Here is a 16,883-nt window from a genome sequence, read left to right on the forward strand (position 1 = left end):
CCGCCAGGTGGTAGCGCGCGGCTTGACCAGACAGCCAGTCTGGCGCTGCGCCGCGCACTACCACCTGGCGGCCGCTCAGACGCAACGCGGACCACGGGGAGACATCAACCCGACTCTTGGGGGGTGTAGGTCATGCCGCTCGCGCGCGAGGAATCCTCGCCCCTGTTCGCCGGTACCGCTGCCGGTACCTTGCGGCTGATCTTCTACCTTGCCCTGGCGATGGTGCTGATGGTGCTCGACCATCGCAACGGCTGGTTGTGGCGCCTGCGCTATGCCACCGCCATCGTGGTCGAGCCGGTCTATCGGCTGGCCAGTCTGCCGGCCGATGGCATGCACGCCATGAGCGTTGCCTTTGCCGATCGCCGTATGCTCACCGAAGAGAACCAGCGCCTGCGCGAGGATCTCCTGCTGGCCAACGCCAAGCTCAATCGCATGAGTGCGGTCGCCCAGCAGAATGAGCGACTCAAGGAACTGCTCGACACCCAGCGCAGTCTTGAATTGCATGTACAGATGGCACGTGTGATCGGCGTGGATCTCGGGGCCTATCGATATCGCATGATGATCAACGTCGGTGCGCGCGATGGCGTGAAGGCCGGGCAGCCCGTGATCGACGCGCACGGCGTCATGGGCCAGGTCATCAACGTGTTGCCGACATCGTCGATGGTCATGCTGGTGACCGATCCCGATCATGCGTTGCCCGTGATGATCGAGCGCACCGGATTGCGTACGATCGCCTATGGTTCCCGCAGCGGCGAGCAGCTCACCTTGCCGATGATTCCGATGGCAGCCGATGTGCGCCCTGGCGACAAACTGCTCACCTCCGGATTGGGTGGCCGCTTCCCGGAAGGTTTCCCCGTGGGTGAAATCCGTTCGGTGGGCCCGGGCCAGGCTGGTACGTTCCTAGAAGCGCGCGCGCAGCCGAGCGCGGATCTCGATCGCACCGACGAAGTGCTGCTGCTGCACGATCTCGCCGAGCCCGCCGGACCGCCGCCGCCTGCGAATCCCGCAGGGCCGCCAGCCGATGAAGCCCCGGCACCCGCCACGTCGGCGACGGTTCCGCGCGTGACGTTGCCCGCGGCGTCGTCTTCCGCCGTCAAGCCGGCTTCCGCACAGGCCGCCAGGGTGCCCCAGCCATGAGCCGGCAGCGTCTCTCTTTCTGGTGGTTCGTCGGTACGCTGGTGTTCGCGCTGGTCTTGATGCTGGTGCCGCTGCCCCATGTGCTCGATCCGTTCAAGCCTTACTGGCCGGCACTGGTGCTGCTGTATTGGGCGCTGGAATCGGGCGACCAGCGCATCACGCTTGGCCTGGCCTTCGTGTTCGGTGTGTGTGCCGACATGCTCAACGGCGTGTTGCTGGGCGAACAGGCGCTGCGCCTGTGCGTGCTGGCCTTCATCGCCTTGCGCTTCCGTTCGCGATTGCGTTTCTTTCCGATGTGGCAGCAGACCCTTGCGGTGCTCGCCCTGCTGGTCAACGATCGTTTCCTGCTGTTGATCGTGCGCGCCTTTGCGGGAGAAGCCACGCCATCGGCGCTGTGGTGGGCGTCTCCGTTTGTCAGCGCTGCGCTGTGGCCTTTCCTGTTCCTGCTGCTCGACGACCTGCGGATGCGGTTGAGACTGCAATGAGCGGTTTTGCCGACATCGCGCGCGGCCGCCTGGAGGTGCGGGCATGGCGAAGCTGATCCACCGCCGCGCCTTCAAGGACACCCGTGGCGAAGCCGAGATGTTTCGTCGCCGTGCGTTCGCCGGTTTTGCGCTGATCCTGCTGGGCCTGGGCGCACTGGTCGGGCGCTATGTTTTCCTGCAAGTACTGCATCACGACGAATTCGCACTGCGCTCGATCAACAACAGCGTGAAGCCGCGCGCGCTGCCTCCGGCGCGTGGACTGATCTACGACCGCAACGGCGTGCTTCTGGCCGACAACGTGCCGGCGTTCCGGCTCGAAGTCGTGCCGGAGCAGATCAAGAACATGAATGCCATGCTGGTCGAGCTGGGCAAGGTGATTCCGCTGGACCAGGACGATCTGGACGCCTTCCACAAGGAGCTCAAGCAGACGCGCCGCTTCGACAGCGTGCCGTTGAAGATGCGTCTTACCGAGGACGACATCGCGCGCTTCGCCGTGAACCGATGGCGTTTCCCGGGCGTGGACGTGGTGCCTTACCTCATCCGCCAGTATCCGTTCGGGCCGCTGTTTGCGCATGTCATCGGCTATGTCAGCCGCATCGATGCCGACGATCTCGATCGTCTCGATCCCGATCTCTACAAGGGCACGACACATATCGGGCGCATTGGTCTTGAGCGCTCCTACGAAGACATCCTGCACGGCAAGCCCGGATACGAACTGGACGAAGTGAGCGCCGACGGTCGTATTCAGCGCGTGCTGAAAATCATTCCGCCGGTGCCTGGCAAGAACCTCTACCTGAGCATCGATGTCCGCGTGCAGAAAGCCGCGCAGGACGCGTTCGAAGGAAGGCCGGGCGCGGCCGTGGCGATCGATCCGCGCAACGGCCAGGTGCTGGCGATGGTCAGCGTACCCACGTTCGATCCCAACCTGTTCGTCAACGGCATCAGTTCCGCCGACTACAAGGCCTTGAACACCGATCCCAACAAGCCGCTGCTCAGCCGCGCATTGCGAGGCGCGTATCCGCCGGGCTCGACAGTGAAGCCGTTCATGGCGCTGGCAGGTCTGGAGTATGGCGTGCGCACGCCGCAGGATTCGGTGGTTTCCACCGGTGTTTTCTATATCCCCGGGCAATCGCGCGGTTATCGCGACGATCAGCGTTACGGCGTCGGCGTGGTCAACCTGTATCGCGCGATCGAGGACTCGGTCAACACGTACTTCTACAAGCTCGCGCTCGATTTGGGCATTGATCGCGTCAGCGCCTTCATGGGTTCCTACGGTTTCGGCAAGCCGAGCGGCGTGGACGTTCCCGGTGAACTATCCGGTGTCCTGCCATCGCGCGAATGGAAAGCCAGGCATTCGCCGAAGGCGCCCGCCTGGTATCCGGGCGAAACGGTGATCACCGGCATCGGACAGGGCTACTGGGAAGTGACGCCGCTGCAGTTGGCGCATGCGCTGGCGACCTTTGCGGGACGCGGCGTGCCCTATGCGCCGCGCGTGGTGATGTCGACCGCGGACGTCGGTGCGGCGCCGGCGCCGCTGGCCAATCCGCCGGCGGGTCCGTCGCTGATCAAGAACATGAAAGACTGGCAGGCGGTGAACGACGGCATGCAGCTGGTGATCTACGGCAACGATCCGTTTTCCACCGGCGCCGGCGTCAAACTGGGCGACGGTTTCCCGTATCGCATCGCGGGCAAGAGCGGTACCGCCGAACGTTATTCGCGTACCAGCGATGCCTACAACGAAAACAAGAGCACCGCCTACCTGGCCGCGCGACATCGCGCATGGTTCGAGATGTTCACGCCGGCCGAAGATCCACGCATCGCGGTGGCCACGATGCTCGAAGCCGGCGCGTGGGGCGCGAAGGATGCCGGTCCCATCGCGCGTAAAATCCTGGATGTGTGGCTGACCGAGCAAGGCGGCCCCGTGCCCGCCGACCATCCGCTGCCGGAGCCGATACCGGCATCCAGCACCGCGCCGCCGGAAGACACTCCGCAAACCGATCAAACCGATATGCCGGCGCCCGATTCATCCAGCCCGGAGGACAGCACGCCATGATCGATACCGTGCGTACCCGGTTCTACCGCTTCCTGCGGCGCATCCTGACGCGCCCGCGCATCGATCTGCCGCTGGCGTTTGCGTTGTGCGTGTTGTGCGGTGTCGGTCTGGTCACGCTGTACAGCGCAGGCGACAGCAATGTCGCGCTGGTGGGCGGTCAGGCCGCGCGCTTCGTGCTCGGCGGTTTGCTGATCCTGCTGATGTCGCGCATCCCGCCCTCGACGCTTCGCAACTGGACGCCGTGGCTCTACGCAGGCAGCACGGTACTGCTCGTGATCGTGGCGGTGCTGGGCGAGGGACGCGGTGCCGGTCGCTGGCTCAATCTGGGCATCATGCGCTTTCAGCCGTCGGAGCTGATGAAGCTGACCATGCCGATGATGGTGGCGTGGTATCTCCATCCGCGTCAGCTGCCGCCGCGGTGGAAGGACATCGCGGTGGTGGGCGTGCTGATCGCCATACCCGCCGGATTGATCGCCAAACAACCCGACCTCGGCACCGCCTTGCTGGTATCGGCCGCCGGCGCGTTTGCCTTGTTCCTATCTGGCATGGCGTGGTGGCGCATCGGTCTGCTGCTGGCGGCCGCGGGCGGCATGGTGCCGATCGCGTGGCACTTCATGCATCAGTACCAGCGCGATCGCATCCTGACGATGATCAATCCCGAATCCGATCCGCTGGGCAACGGCTGGCACATCATCCAATCGCAGATCGCGGTGGGTTCGGGCGGCGTGTTCGGCAAAGGCTTCGAGCAGGGCACGCAATCGCGACTGGATTTCCTGCCCGAGCACACCACCGACTTCATCTTCGCGGTGTTCTCCGAAGAATTCGGACTGATCGGCGTGTGCGCGATCCTGGTGCTCTATGCCTTCATCATCGGGCGTTGCCTGTGGATCGCCATGGAGGCGCGCGACACGTACTCGCGACTGCTGGCCGGCGCCATCGGCATGAGCTTTTTCGTCTACGTCTTCGTCAATGGCGGCATGGTGTCGGGATTGCTGCCGGTGGTGGGCGTGCCGATGCCGATGGTCAGTTACGGCGGCACGTCGGCGGTGACGTTGCTGGTGGGTTTCGGTGTGCTGATGTCGATCCACGCCAATCGCAAAGTGCACGACTGAACTTCATCCGCACTGCGTCAGCGATGTGCCACGGTTTGCGCCGCATTGCATGCTACGCTGTGGCCGATGCCGATAAAGACAGCGAAAATCACTCTGCCGCCGGCCGCCAGGCCAAGCCTTTTTCGTCCTTTCCGGATGCTGCTTCCGCTTTCGATGCTGATCGTCGCGCCAGTATGGGCTGACGAGCATCCAGGGCAAGCGCAGCTTGTGCAGGAAGTGGCGAAGGACACGGGGAAAGATCCCGCCGCGCTGAACGCACTGCTCGACGGCGCGAAGAAACAGCAAAGCATTCTCGATGCGATCAGCCGTCCCGCCGAGGCGAAGCCGTGGAGCGAATACCGGCCGATCTTCATCACGCCGGCGCGCATCGACGAGGGCATTCGTTTCTATCGCGATCATCGCGCATTGCTGGAAAAGATCGGCGCGCAGTACGGCGTGGCGCCTGAATACATCGTCGCGATCCTCGGCGTGGAAACCTTCTACGGGCGCAACACCGGCAATTACAAGGTGCTCGATGCGCTGGTGACGCTGGGCTTGTACTACCCGCCGCGCGCCACATTCTTTCGCGGCGAGCTGAAGACCTTGCTGGAATTGCCGGACAACATGCTTGCCGGCCCGCTCGACACGCTTACCGGCTCCTACGCCGGCGCGCAGGGTTGGGGGCAGTTCATGCCCGACAGCATCCGCGACTACGGCGTGGATGAAGACGGCGACGGACGTATCGACCTGCAAAATTCGCTGCCCGATATCTTCGCCAGCGTCGCCAACTATTTCGCCAAGCACGGGTGGGTGAAGGGCGGCCCGGTGGCCGCACGCGCGCAACCCGATGCGGCGGCAAAGCCGCTTACCGTGAAAGACTCCGCGCCGCAGTGGCCGGTGGAACAGCTTGAAGCATGGGGTTATGGTCCGTTGCAGCATCTCGATCCGGGGGCATTGAGCAGCATGCAGACTTTTCAGGGCGCGAGCGGCTCCGAATACTGGTTCACCTTCCAGAACTTTTACGTGATCACGCGCTACAACCGCAGCCCAATGTACGCGATGGCGGTGCATCAGCTGGCGCAGGCGATCGCGGAGGGTGTGAACAGTCCGGAGAGCGCGACGCAATGAGGGCGGCATGGCGCCTGCCATGGCTGCTCGCGACCGCCCTGGTACTGGTCGGATGCGGCGGCCACCGCAGCACGCGGCCGTCATCGTCGGGCTATTCGTCTTCGTCGGCGCCCGGCGGAAGTTCCGGCGGCGGTTTCCATGACGACACCAGTCGCCCGCAAAGCAGCCGCTATCGCGATGGCGCCGACAGCATTCCCGATGGGCCTCCGCCCGATCTAAGCACTATTCCCGAGCCGGTGCCGAAGACCGAGTCGCGTTCGCTGTATGGCAACAAGTCGCCCTACACCGTGCTGGGTCGCACCTACACCGTGCTGCCGACGGCGCGCGGTTATGACGAACGCGGCATCGCGTCGTTCTATGGCAGCAAATTTCACGGCTACAAGACCTCGAATCTCGAGGACTACGACATGTACAAATTCACCGCCGCGAGCAAGGTGCTGCCCTTGCCGAGTTATGCGCGCGTGACCAACCTTGAGAACGGCAAGAGCGTGATCGTGCGCATCAACGACCGCGGTCCGTTCCACGAGGACCGCGTCATCGACCTGTCCTATGCGGCCGCCGTAAAGATCGGCGTGTGGCCGAAGGGGACGGGCCTAGTGGAAGTGCAGGGCATCGATCCGTCGGCGCCGCCCAGCGAAGAAACTCCGCCGCCTCCCGTGGTGACGGCGACGCCGGAGCATCCACCGGGCATTTACCTCCAGGTCGGCGCGTTCGCCGACCCCGCCAACGCCGAGCACGTCGCTGCGCAGTTGCGGGTAGCCAATTTCGCTCCCGTGCAGGTGGTGGATGCCACGATAGGTGGCCGCCTGGTGCACCGTGTACGGGTCGGTCCCCTGGCCGACGTGGACAGCGCGGACCGGGTGACCTCCGAGATTGAACAAATGGGCCTGCCTCACCCGCAGGTCGCGGTAGACTGAGCGTTTTCCAAACTAGTGGTGCCCCGCGCGCCCTGATCCAAGCAAAAAAACGGATGTAAGCCCACGATGAATCTGTTCCGTCACTCCCTGCATGTTCTCGCCGCCGCCAGCCTGGCGTTTGGCGTGAGCGCAATCGCCCAGCAGAATCCGATCCCGCCCAAGCCGGTCCCGAACCCGGCGCCCGCTCCGGCAGCCATGCAGGTACCGGTGCCGCCGCCGCCGGATGTGGATGCCAGGAGCTGGGTGCTGATGGATTACGCCACCGGTCAGATTCTCGCCTCGAAAGAAGCGGATACGCGCGTGGTGCCGGCTTCGATCACCAAGGTGATGACCGACTACGTGATCTCCGCGCAGATCGCGTCGGGCAAGATCCACCTCACCGATCAGGTGAGCATCAGCGAGCATGCATGGCGCGCAGGTGGTGCGGGCACGGACGGTTCCACCAGCTTCCTGCAGCTCAACAGCCAGGTGCCGCTGAAAGATCTGCTCTACGGCATGATCATCCAGTCCGGCAATGACGCGGCGATCGCGCTGGCCGAACACACGGCGGGCTCCGAAGACACCTTCGCGAGTTTGATGAACGCCTACGCCAAGCAGCTGGGCATGGTGAACAGCCACTTCGTGAATGCGTCCGGCTATCCGGTCGACAATCACTACACCACCGCACACGACATCGCGATCCTCACGCGCGCACTGATTCACGATTACCCGGACGACTACGCGATCTCCGCCATCAAGGAGTTCGAGTGGAACGGCATCAAGCAGGGCAACCGCAACACGCTGCTGTGGCGCGACCCCACCGTGGATGGCGTGAAGACCGGCCACACCGCCGAAGCCGGCTTCTGCCTGGACGCCTCGGCCAAGCGCGGCGACGAGCGCATGATCGCCATCGTGATGGGTGCCAGCAGCGAGAAAGCGCGCGCGGATTCGGCGATCGCCCTGCTCAACTACGGTTTCCGTTTCTTCGAAACCCACAAGCTTTACGAAGCCGGCAAGGCACTTTCCACGCCGCGCCTGTGGAAGGGCGAAGACAATCAGCTGCCGCTGGGCGTCGCCCAGGATGTGCTGGTGACGGTGAAGACGGGCGATTACGACAAGCTCAAGGCGGTCATGGACATTCCGTCCACCCTGATCGCGCCCTTCAAGAAGGGTCAGCAGGTCGGCACGTTGCATGTCACCGAAGATGGTCAGATCATCGAGGACGTACCGCTGATCGCCCTGAACGATGCGCCGCAAGGCGGCTTCTTCAAGCGCTTGTGGGACACGATCCTGTTGTGGTTCCACGGCAGCGGCAAAAAGTGATCGTTGACGCGAGCGGAGTAGGTCGATGAAAAACCTGGGCGAGGTCAAGGCGCAACAGGAAGGCCAGGGTTTCCAGTTTCCCGGCGAATTCGAGATCACCGCGATGGGCAACGCGGCAGCGGACCTGAAGGCCCGCGTGCCGCAGCTCCTCGAAGGCATCGGTTTGCATGTGCTGCACGAAACCGTGCGGCACAAGCATTCACGCGAAGGTAACTTCCTGTCCGTCACCGTCAGTTTCCGTTGTGAGACGCGCGAGCAGTACGACCTGGCGCATTCCGTGCTGCGCGCCGATCCCGACATCCGTTTCACCCTGTAAAAAACCGGCTTTTCCCTCTCCCCTCCCGGGAGAGGGTGGGGGTGAGGGCCAAACAAATAGGCGACTTCCTTCACTTGCAAGCGCCAGGCTCCGGCCACAGATTTGGCCCATCCCCAAGCAGGCCCGCGATCCATGTCCCAACCGCTGAAAATCCGCCGCCTGGGCCGCCAGCCCTACGCGCCGGTCTGGCAGGCGATGACTGCCTTCACCGATAACCGCACCGCCGCGACTGTCGACGAGCTGTGGGTGCTCGAGCACGACCCGGTCTTCACGTTGGGACAAGCCGGCAAGATGGAGCACGTCTTGGCGCCGGGTGAGATTCCGGTGGTGCCGGTGGACCGCGGCGGCCAGGTGACCTATCACGGGCCGGGGCAGATCGTTGCCTATCCGTTAATCGACCTGCGTCGCGCCGGCGTGAGCGTGCGCGAGCTGGTGAATCGCATCGAGCAGGCCATCATCGATACGCTGGCGCATTGGAATATCGAGGCCGTGCGCCGCGAAGGCGCGCCAGGTGTCTACGTGGCCGACGCCAAGGTGGCGGCCCTGGGTCTCAGGGTCCGCCGCGGCTGCAGCTTCCATGGATTGGCCTTCAACGTGAACATGAACCTGGAACCTTTTCACCGCATAAATCCTTGCGGCTACAAGGATCTGGCGGTCACGCAGGTGCTAGACTTGGGCGGTCCGTCACGGCTGTCGGACGTTGAGGATGTGCTGATCGGCGAGTTCTGCCGGCAGTTCGACTTTAACGCCGAACCGACTGCTCCCCTCATTCCCGAACTACCCGCTCGCGTGGCGGTCTGACCTACTACATGAGCGATACGTCCGCTTCACCCACGAAGACTATTCCGATCAGCGTCGTCAGCGGTACGCCCGTTGCCGAGAAGCAGTTGGGCAACGACAAGATCGCGCTCAATCGCGCGGGCTTCGACGCGACGACGCCGACGCTGCGCAAACCGAGCTGGATTCGCGTGCGCCTGCCGCAAGGCAACGCCGTGCAGCAGCTGAAGGCGCGCCTGCGCGAGAACGCGCTGGTGACGGTATGCGAGGAAGCCTCGTGTCCGAACATCCACGAGTGCTTCAGCAAGGGCACCGCCACGTTCATGATCCTCGGCGACGTGTGCACGCGCCGCTGCTCGTTCTGCGACGTTGCGCATGGTCGTCCTGCCGCGCCCGATCCGCTGGAACCCGCGCGCCTCGCCGAAACCATTCGCGACATGCGCCTGAAGTACGTGGTGATCACCTCGGTCGATCGCGACGATCTTCGCGATGGCGGCGCCGAACATTTCGCCGCGTGCATTCGCGCGGTGCGTCACGCCAGCCCCAGCATCCGCATCGAAATCCTCACGCCGGATTTCCGCGGCAAGGGCCGCATGGAGCGCGCGCTCGAAGTGCTGAAGGATTTCCCGCCGGACGTGTTCAACCACAATCTGGAAACCGTGCCGCACCTGTATCGCGAAGTGCGTCCCGGCGCCGACTACCAGTGGTCGCTGGATCTGCTCAAGCGTTTCAAGGCGCAGCATCCGGAAGTGCCGACCAAGTCCGGCATCATGCTGGGCCTGGGCGAAACCTACGAGCAGGTGATCGAAACCATGCGCGACCTGCGCGCGCATGACGTCGACATGATCACCATCGGCCAGTACCTGCAACCCACGCCGCATCATCACCCGGTGGTCCGCTACTGGACGCCGGATGAATTCGAAGCCCTGCGCGTGGCCGGCGAAGAGATGGGTTTCCATCACGTCGCATCCGGTCCGCTTGTCCGTTCTTCCTACCATGCCGACCAGCAGGCTCATGCCGCTGGCGTCGCCGAGCACGCCTGATGAGAAAGCACGCCATGACCTTTCGTCCTCTGCTCGCCATGCTGATGGCGCTCAGCGTCACCGTGACGGCGTCCGCGCAATCGGCCGCCGACATGGGTGCCACCAAGCCGCGCAAGGAATCCACGCTGCCCTTGCAGTCGACCGCCAGCGAAGCGGATGCGGCGCTCATCTCCGCGCACCTGCTCACCCGCTTCCACTACGACGCGCAGCCGCTCGACGATGCGATGTCGCAGAAGATCTACACGCTGTACTTCAAGCTGCTCGACGGCGAGAAGGTGTTCTTCACGCAGCAGGACATGGCGAATTTCGCCAAGTACAAGGACAAGTTCGGCCAGGCGATCTGGAACAGGGATCTGTCGCCGCCGTTCGACATCTTCAACCAGTACATCCTGCGCGCGGTCGATCGCATGAACTATGCGCGCAGCCTGCTCAAGCAGGGTTTTGATTTCAACACCAACGACACCTACACCATCGATCGCAAGAATGCCGACTGGCCGAAAGACCAGGCCGAGCTCAACGATCTGTGGCGCAAGCGCACCATGAACGACTGGCTGCGCCTCAAGCTGGCCGGCAAGACCGACGACGAGATCCGCAAGACGCTCGACAAGCGCTACAGCAACTACATCAGCCGCGTCAGGCAGCTGGACAGCGAAGATGCTTTCCAGACCTTCATGACCGCCTATTCCAACTCCACCGATCCGCATACGGATTACATGGGGCCGCGCGATGCCGAGAATTTCGACATCACGATGAAGCTCTCGCTGGAAGGCATCGGCGCGCAACTGCAGGCGCGCGACGATTACACGCAGATTGCCTCGCTGGTGCCTGCCAGCCCGGCGATCAAGTCCGGCAAGCTGCACGTGGGCGACACCGTGCTGGGCGTGGGCCAGGGTGACAGCGGTCCGATCGTGGACGTGGTCGGCTGGCGCCTGGACGATGTCGTCAACCTGATCCGCGGCAAGAAAGACACCACGGTACGCCTGGAAATTGCGCCGGCCGACCAGGGTCCGGATGGCAAGCACATGATGGTCACGCTGGTGCGCCAGAAGATCGCCATCGAAGAGCAGGCCGCCAAGTCGAAGGTCATCGACATCAACGAAGGCGGCGTGGATCGCAAGATCGGCGTGATCGAACTGCCCATGTTCTATTCCGACTTCGGCGCACGCAGCGAAGGCGACAAGAACTTCAAGAGCGCCACGCGCGACGTCGCCAAGCTGCTCGGCGAACTCAAGGCCAAGGGCGTGCAGGGCGTGATCGTGGACCTGCGCAACAACGGCGGCGGCTCGCTGTACGAAGCCAACGAACTCACCGGCCTCTTCATCGACCAGGGACCGGTGGTGCAGGTGCGCGATGCGCGCGCTGCCGTGCAGGCGCAGGGCAAGGACGATTTCGCCCCGATGACGTGGAGCGGCCCGATGGCGGTGCTGGTCAATCGCGGCACGGCGTCGGCATCGGAAATCTTCTCCGCGGCGATCCAGGACTACGGCCGCGGCCTGGTCATTGGCGCACCGACATTCGGCAAGGGCACGGTGCAGACCTTGATCGACCTCGATCGCTTTGCTTCCGATCCCAACAGCAAGCCCGACTACGGCGCGCTGAAGATGACCGTGCAGGAATTCTTTCGCATCAACGGCGGTTCCACCCAGTTGAAGGGCGTGACGCCGGACATCCTGTATCCGAGCAACGGCGAGGAGAAGGATTTCGGCGAGTCGACCTACGACAATGCGCTGCCGTGGACGCAGATCGCGCCGGCCGATTACAAGCCCGTAGCCGACATGAAGGGCTACCTGCCACAGCTTCAGCAACTGCACGATGCGCGCGACGCCAAGTCGCCCGCGTGGCAGCTGATGCTGGACGAACTCACCCAGTACAAGAAGCTCAGCGACCGCACCACGATCTCGCTCAACTTTGCCCAGCGCGAAACCGAGCGCAAGCAAATGGATGCGTTGCAGGCCGACTTCCGCGCACGTCACAAAGCCATCGACGGCAATGACGCCGAAGCGGATGCCGACAGCGCGCTCGACGATGGACTCAACCCCAACGAGCGCAGCCTGAAGACCGAGCTGAAGGAACAGGACGAGGCCAAGAAGGCGCCCGATCCGCAGCTGCAGGAAACCGCACACATCCTCTACGACGCGGTGGGTCTAATCGACAGCAATCCGAAGCTGGCGGCGGAAGTGCTGCCCTACGGCGGGAAGGAAGGCAACGGCCCGTCGGTTGCAGCGGTAGGTGGCGCATCGCCGCTGCCGACGCAGAACAGTGCTGGCCAGTCCGGCGGCGCATCGAGGGCTCCTGCGGCTGCTTCGAGCAGCAGCCACTGAGGGTTTTCGAACAGGCTGGACAAAAAAGCAGCGCTTCGGCGCTGCTTTTTTTACGCCCCACTCGTGCTTGTCAGGTAACAATCCACAGCCGCGTTTAGCACAATCCCACCGTCATTCCGGCCTTCGCCGGAATGACGGTGGGGTGACGACCGGCCTTTCGAAAAATGGATGGATGCCGTGCCCCTTTGGAGCGAGGATGGGCGGAAGCGCCCCCGCGCGATAGGAGCCATCCCGCATGAACCTCCTTCCGAACATCGCACTCGCCGGTGGACTGGCCTGGGCCAGCGGCATCCGCCTCTACGCCACCTTGTTCATCGCCGGCATGCTGGGGCGACTGGGTTACGTGACCTTGCCTCCCGGCCTGGAAGTGCTCAGCCACAACTGGGTGCTGATCGTCTCGGGCGCGCTGATGGTGGGCGAATTCCTCGCCGACAAAATTCCGGTGTTCGACAGCATGTGGGATTCGATCCACACCTTCATCCGCATTCCGATCGGCACGCTGCTGGCCTGGGGCGTGTTCAAAAACTCCGGCGTCGACATGCAGGTTGCCGCTGCCTTGCTCGGCGGGGCCATCGTGACGGGTACGCATCTGGCGAAGTCGGGCGGACGCGCGTTGATCAATACGTCGCCCGAGCCGGTCAGCAACTGGAGCGCGAGTGCCGGCGAGGATATCTCGCTGATCGGCATTCTTTATCTGATGTGGCAGCACCCGCTGGCGCTACTGATTCTGCTGGCGCTGTTTCTGTTGCTGCTGTGCTGGCTGTTGCCGAAGGTCGTGCGCGGTCTGCGCATGATCTTCGGCCAGCTTCGCAAATTCGGGGCGATGTTATCCGGCGCTGGATAAGGCCGGGCCTCAGTCCTGATTGCCCTTTTTCTTCGCACGCTGTTCCTTCATCCATTGCTGGAACTCGGTGATCTGCGGTTCATCGCGCAGCAGCTTCGAATGCGGATCGACAACTACCAGCGCACCCGTCGGCACGGTGATGCTGCCCGAGCCATGATCCATCGGAATCGTTTGCAACGTATCGCCCACCTGCAGTTCCACCGGCATCGGAAAGGGCAGATTGCTCGGCGTTTCCCAGCGCAGATTGAGGGTGTCGCCCTGCCGCTGAATATCCAGCTTCGGCAACGCGGCCTGGTAAAGGTACACATTGAAGAACCAGCCGAGATCGCGGCCGGTCACTTTGCTCACGATGTCGACGAAGTCGCGCGAGGAGGCGTAATGCGGTTCGAAATTGCCGGGCTTCGGATCGGGGCGCCCATACACAAGTAAGCGAATGCTGTCGAAGAAGGCGCGATCGCCGATCAGTGCGCGCAACGAGTGCAGCATCAGCGCACCCTTGTTGTAGATGTCCTGGCCCGGGCCGTTTACTTCGTCATAGACCTGCGCTTCGGTTTCGTTCTTGCCCGACACTAGCGGATGGCGATCACGCAAGGTCATGCGCAGCCTTCCCAGCCATGCGTAGTAACCCATGTCGCCGTTGAGGGACCAGCTGTAAAAAGGCTGCCAGTAGGTGGCAAACGCCTCGTGCAGCCACATGTCGTCCCAGTCGGCATTGGTCATCTGATTGCCGAACCATTCGTGCGCGAATTCGTGCTGCAGCAGCCAGTCGAAACCGCTGCCGTCTTTCGCGTAATGGTTGCCGTAGGCGTTGATGGTCTGGTGTTCCATGCCAAGGTACGGCGTTTCCACCACGCCCATTTTCTCGTCGCCGAACGGATAGGGCCCGATATACGTCTCGTTGAAATCCAGCATGCGCGAGAACTCGGCAAACAAGGCTTTCGCCTGCGCGTCTTCGCCTTCGATGTACCAGTACTGCAGCGGGATCGTGTTGCCGTAACGGCTGTGATATTCGCCCTGCAGTTCCTTGAACGGACCGACATTGATCGAGATGGCATACGTCGTCGGGTGCTTGGCGCGCCAATGATAAGTGCGCTTGTCGCCCTCATCGCTCACGCCGATCAGCACGCCGTTGCCGGGTGCGACCAGCGGCTTGGGTACGGTCACGTAGAGATCGACCAGATCCGGCTTGCCTTGCGGGTGATCGATGCACGGCCAGAACAAATCGCAGCCTTCGCCTTCGACCGCGCTGCCTACCCACGGTTGTCCGTCGGCCGTGTGGCTCCACACGAAGCCGCCGTCCCAGGGCGCTTTCTTCGCAACATGCGGCCGTCCCGCGTAGTTCACCGTGGCGGACACCTTATCGCCGCTGGCCAGTGTGCGCGGCAACTGGATGCGCAGGCGTCCTTCCGGGTTGCTCCAGTCCTTCGCGGCGAGCGGTTTGCCGTCCACCTCGATGGCGCTGATCGGCAGGTTGCGATCCAGATCCAGCAGCAGCACGTTGGTGGACTCGCGTGCGGTGAAGGTCAGCGTGGCGCTCGCGTCGATGCTCTGTTCGGACGGATCGACGGCGATATGCAATTCCGCGTGATCGAAGTGCACGCGCTTCTGCTCGGCAGGCATCGCACCGCCGGAGTTTTCCGTCAGCGTGGTGAGCGGCGGTTGAGTCGGCAGGGACGTTGTGTCGGCGGCGTGGCTGCTCAGGCTCAGAGCCAGGCAGGCAGCGAGCAGGGCGGGGCGCAGGGCGTGCATGGGCATCCTTCGTGGCCGTGGGAATCCCGGCATCCTGACAGTTTCATGCAAGCCCCAACAAAGCCGAAAGTCATGCCGGCAGTGACGAACTGGCATCCGGCATTCCGAGAGCTTCTAAGAAAAAGAATGCTCGGCGGCTGGCCGCAAACGATGACAGAGCGCTGCGCTTTGCTCCTCCCCCTGCGAAGTAGGGGGAGGTTGGGAGGGGGTAACGCTTTTGCTTCGTCTAAAGGCTTCACCCCACCCCCAACCCTCCCCTGCTGCACGCAGGGGAGGGAGTTTTCGGGCGTACGATGTGTCTCAGGCGTAACGTTTTTGCAGATACGCGAACAGGGCACGTAGTCCCATCGCTTCGCCACCGCGCGGACGACCTGGGCGGTCCGCGTCGTTCCACGCATACGTGTCGAGATGAACCCAGGGCATGCCTTCGGGAATGAAGCGCTCCATGTACAGCGCCGCCGTGATCGCACCGGCATGACGCGAGGCGCCCGCATTGGCGAAGTCGGCCAGATACGACTCCAGCATCTTGCGGTACGGACGCCACAACGGCAGTCGCCACATCGGATCGGCGGCCGCGCGTCCACAGGCGAGCGCGGCATCGGCGATGGCATCGTCATTCGCAAACAGCGCCGGCAGATCCGGGCCGAGTGCAACGCGCGCCGCACCCGTGAGCGTGGCGAAGTCGATGATCAGTTCCGGCTTCTGTTCGGCGCCGTAGGCCAGCGCATCGCACAACACCAGTCGGCCTTCCGCATCGGTGTTGTCGATCTCCACGCTGAGGCCGGCACGGGTGACGATCACCTCGCCGGGACGCATCGCATTGCCGGCCACGGCGTTTTCCACTGCCGGAATCAGCAAGGTCAGGCGCACGGGCAGCTTGGCCTGCATGATCAGGCCCGCCAGCGCGATCGCGTGCGCCGCGCCGCCCATGTCCTTCTTCATCCAGCGCATGCCGTCGGAAGGTTTCAGGTCGAGGCCGCCGGTGTCGAAGCACACGCCTTTGCCGACCACCACCAGCTTCGGATCGGAGGCTTTGCCCCACGTCAGCTCGACCAGGCGCGGCGCGCGATGGCTGGCGCGGCCCACGGCATGGATGGTGGGAAAGTTGTCTTCCAGCAATTCGTCGCCCACCCATTCGCGCACTTTGGCCTTGTGCGCCTTGCCCACTTGCTTCACCGCGTCCGCGAGTTGCTTCGGGCCCATGTCTTCGGTGGGCGTGTTGACCAGGTCGCGCACGAGATGCGTCGCTTCGACCAGCGGCGCCAGCGTGGCGAATGTCTTGGCATCGATGGCGAGCGTTGCAGGCTCGCGCTTCGCCTGGCGATAGCGCGTGAATTGATACGCGCCGAGCGCCCAGCCCAATGCGGCCAACTGCGCATCGAGCGCGATGCTTTCGGCGGCGATCGCGTAATCGCCGGCCGGCAAGGTCATCGGCAGCGCGGCCAGTGCCGAGAGCGGATCTTGCGTATCCACGCCGACGATCACGCGCGCAAGCTTGCCGTTCGCATCCGCCAGCAGACACACGCTGCCGGGTCGGGCATCGAAACCGTTTTCGTCCAGCCAGGTGCGTTGTGCAGCGCTTAGGCGCTTGCGCGTGGCGGCGAGATGGGCGACGTCGGTAGCCTCGATGGGCGTCGAGGTCTTGCGGTTGGAGCGGAGTTCGGTCAGGGCGGTCATGCAATTCCTTACGCATGCCGGGCATGCGCATCGTGATCAATGA

14 protein-coding genes are annotated in these 16,883 nt (G+C 63.5%); 12 read left to right on the forward strand and 2 right to left on the reverse strand.

Annotation, left to right across the window (positions count from 1 at the left end):
• The first annotated feature begins 132 nt into the window (after positions 1-132).
• The 12 genes from mreC (at position 133) to DWU99_RS20520 (ending at position 13,414) form a co-directional block, all read left to right on the forward strand.
• Positions 133-1,137: a rod shape-determining protein MreC gene (mreC, locus tag DWU99_RS20465; protein ID WP_115479960.1), complete on the forward strand. Its 1,005-nt coding sequence runs from the start codon at positions 133-135 to the stop codon at positions 1,135-1,137.
• On the forward strand, positions 1,134-1,622 hold the full coding sequence (gene mreD, locus DWU99_RS20470; RefSeq protein ID WP_115479961.1) for a rod shape-determining protein MreD: 489 nt from the start codon (positions 1,134-1,136) through the stop codon (positions 1,620-1,622). The genes mreC and mreD overlap by 4 nt, the downstream gene beginning before the upstream one ends.
• 43 nt (positions 1,623-1,665) lie before the next feature.
• Positions 1,666-3,675 carry a penicillin-binding protein 2 gene (gene mrdA / locus DWU99_RS20475; protein ID WP_115479962.1) on the forward strand — a complete coding sequence of 670 codons (2,010 nt, stop codon included), beginning with the start codon at positions 1,666-1,668 and terminating at the stop codon, positions 3,673-3,675.
• Positions 3,672-4,787 carry a rod shape-determining protein RodA gene (gene rodA, locus DWU99_RS20480; protein WP_115479963.1) on the forward strand — a complete coding sequence of 372 codons (1,116 nt, stop codon included), beginning with the start codon at positions 3,672-3,674 and terminating at the stop codon, positions 4,785-4,787. Before mrdA ends, rodA begins: the two co-directional genes overlap by 4 nt.
• A 135-nt stretch (positions 4,788-4,922) precedes the next feature.
• Positions 4,923-5,894 carry a lytic murein transglycosylase B gene (gene mltB, locus DWU99_RS20485; RefSeq protein ID WP_115479964.1) on the forward strand — a complete coding sequence of 324 codons (972 nt, stop codon included), beginning with the start codon at positions 4,923-4,925 and terminating at the stop codon, positions 5,892-5,894.
• A complete protein-coding gene (locus DWU99_RS20490) occupies positions 5,891-6,811 on the forward strand; it encodes a septal ring lytic transglycosylase RlpA family protein (protein WP_115479965.1) in 921 nt (306 codons plus the stop codon). Before mltB ends, DWU99_RS20490 begins: the two co-directional genes overlap by 4 nt.
• Positions 6,812-6,877: 66 nt before the next feature.
• Complete coding sequence (locus DWU99_RS20495; RefSeq protein ID WP_115479966.1) at positions 6,878-8,113, forward strand: D-alanyl-D-alanine carboxypeptidase family protein; 1,236 nt, start codon at positions 6,878-6,880, stop codon at positions 8,111-8,113.
• A 25-nt stretch (positions 8,114-8,138) separates the two neighbouring features.
• Entirely contained in the window at positions 8,139-8,429 is a 291-nt protein-coding gene (locus DWU99_RS20500; protein ID WP_115479967.1) for a DUF493 family protein, read from the forward strand.
• 132 nt (positions 8,430-8,561) lie between these two features.
• Complete coding sequence (gene lipB, locus DWU99_RS20505; protein ID WP_115479968.1) at positions 8,562-9,230, forward strand: lipoyl(octanoyl) transferase LipB; 669 nt, start codon at positions 8,562-8,564, stop codon at positions 9,228-9,230.
• An 8-nt stretch (positions 9,231-9,238) separates the two neighbouring features.
• A complete protein-coding gene (gene lipA, locus DWU99_RS20510; RefSeq protein ID WP_115479969.1) occupies positions 9,239-10,249 on the forward strand; it encodes a lipoyl synthase in 1,011 nt (336 codons plus the stop codon).
• Positions 10,250-10,263: 14 nt separating this feature from the next.
• Entirely contained in the window at positions 10,264-12,570 is a 2,307-nt protein-coding gene (locus DWU99_RS20515; protein WP_115479970.1) for a carboxy terminal-processing peptidase, read from the forward strand.
• Between the two features lie 235 nt (positions 12,571-12,805).
• Positions 12,806-13,414, forward strand: a complete 609-nt coding sequence (locus DWU99_RS20520) for a DUF4126 domain-containing protein (protein ID WP_115479971.1) — start codon at positions 12,806-12,808, stop codon at positions 13,412-13,414.
• Positions 13,415-13,423: 9 nt separating this feature from the next.
• Here the strand turns inward: DWU99_RS20520 and DWU99_RS20525 are convergent, their stop codons facing one another.
• Entirely contained in the window at positions 13,424-15,163 is a 1,740-nt protein-coding gene (locus DWU99_RS20525; RefSeq protein WP_199535893.1) for a M1 family metallopeptidase, read from the reverse strand.
• A 300-nt stretch (positions 15,164-15,463) separates the two neighbouring features.
• Positions 15,464-16,840 (reverse strand): leucyl aminopeptidase family protein, encoded by a 1,377-nt coding sequence (locus DWU99_RS20530; RefSeq protein WP_115479973.1) that lies wholly within the window; start codon positions 16,838-16,840, stop codon positions 15,464-15,466.
• Between the last annotated feature and the right edge of the window lie 43 nt (positions 16,841-16,883).

Origin of the sequence: Dyella psychrodurans, assembly GCF_003363265.1 — a bacterium.
Classification (GTDB): Bacteria; Pseudomonadota; Gammaproteobacteria; order Xanthomonadales; family Rhodanobacteraceae; genus Dyella_B; species Dyella_B psychrodurans.

Excerpts from the sequence above, each read along its gene's own strand:
- mreC (WP_115479960.1), top strand. The coding sequence starts at position 133 with ATGCCGCTCGCGCGCGAGGAATCCTCGCCCCTGTTCGCCGGTACCGCT.
- mreD (WP_115479961.1), top strand. The coding sequence starts at position 1,134 with ATGAGCCGGCAGCGTCTCTCTTTCTGGTGGTTCGTCGGTACGCTGGTG.
- mrdA (WP_115479962.1), top strand. The coding sequence starts at position 1,666 with ATGGCGAAGCTGATCCACCGCCGCGCCTTCAAGGACACCCGTGGCGAA.
- rodA (WP_115479963.1), top strand. The coding sequence starts at position 3,672 with ATGATCGATACCGTGCGTACCCGGTTCTACCGCTTCCTGCGGCGCATC.
- mltB (WP_115479964.1), top strand. The coding sequence starts at position 4,923 with ATGCTGCTTCCGCTTTCGATGCTGATCGTCGCGCCAGTATGGGCTGAC.
- DWU99_RS20490 (WP_115479965.1), top strand. The coding sequence starts at position 5,891 with ATGAGGGCGGCATGGCGCCTGCCATGGCTGCTCGCGACCGCCCTGGTA.
- DWU99_RS20495 (WP_115479966.1), top strand. The coding sequence starts at position 6,878 with ATGAATCTGTTCCGTCACTCCCTGCATGTTCTCGCCGCCGCCAGCCTG.
- DWU99_RS20500 (WP_115479967.1), top strand. The coding sequence starts at position 8,139 with ATGAAAAACCTGGGCGAGGTCAAGGCGCAACAGGAAGGCCAGGGTTTC.
- lipB (WP_115479968.1), top strand. The coding sequence starts at position 8,562 with ATGTCCCAACCGCTGAAAATCCGCCGCCTGGGCCGCCAGCCCTACGCG.
- lipA (WP_115479969.1), top strand. The coding sequence starts at position 9,239 with ATGAGCGATACGTCCGCTTCACCCACGAAGACTATTCCGATCAGCGTC.
- DWU99_RS20515 (WP_115479970.1), top strand. The coding sequence starts at position 10,264 with ATGACCTTTCGTCCTCTGCTCGCCATGCTGATGGCGCTCAGCGTCACC.
- DWU99_RS20520 (WP_115479971.1), top strand. The coding sequence starts at position 12,806 with ATGAACCTCCTTCCGAACATCGCACTCGCCGGTGGACTGGCCTGGGCC.
- DWU99_RS20525 (WP_199535893.1), bottom strand. The coding sequence starts at position 15,163 with ATGCACGCCCTGCGCCCCGCCCTGCTCGCTGCCTGCCTGGCTCTGAGC.
- DWU99_RS20530 (WP_115479973.1), bottom strand. The coding sequence starts at position 16,840 with ATGACCGCCCTGACCGAACTCCGCTCCAACCGCAAGACCTCGACGCCC.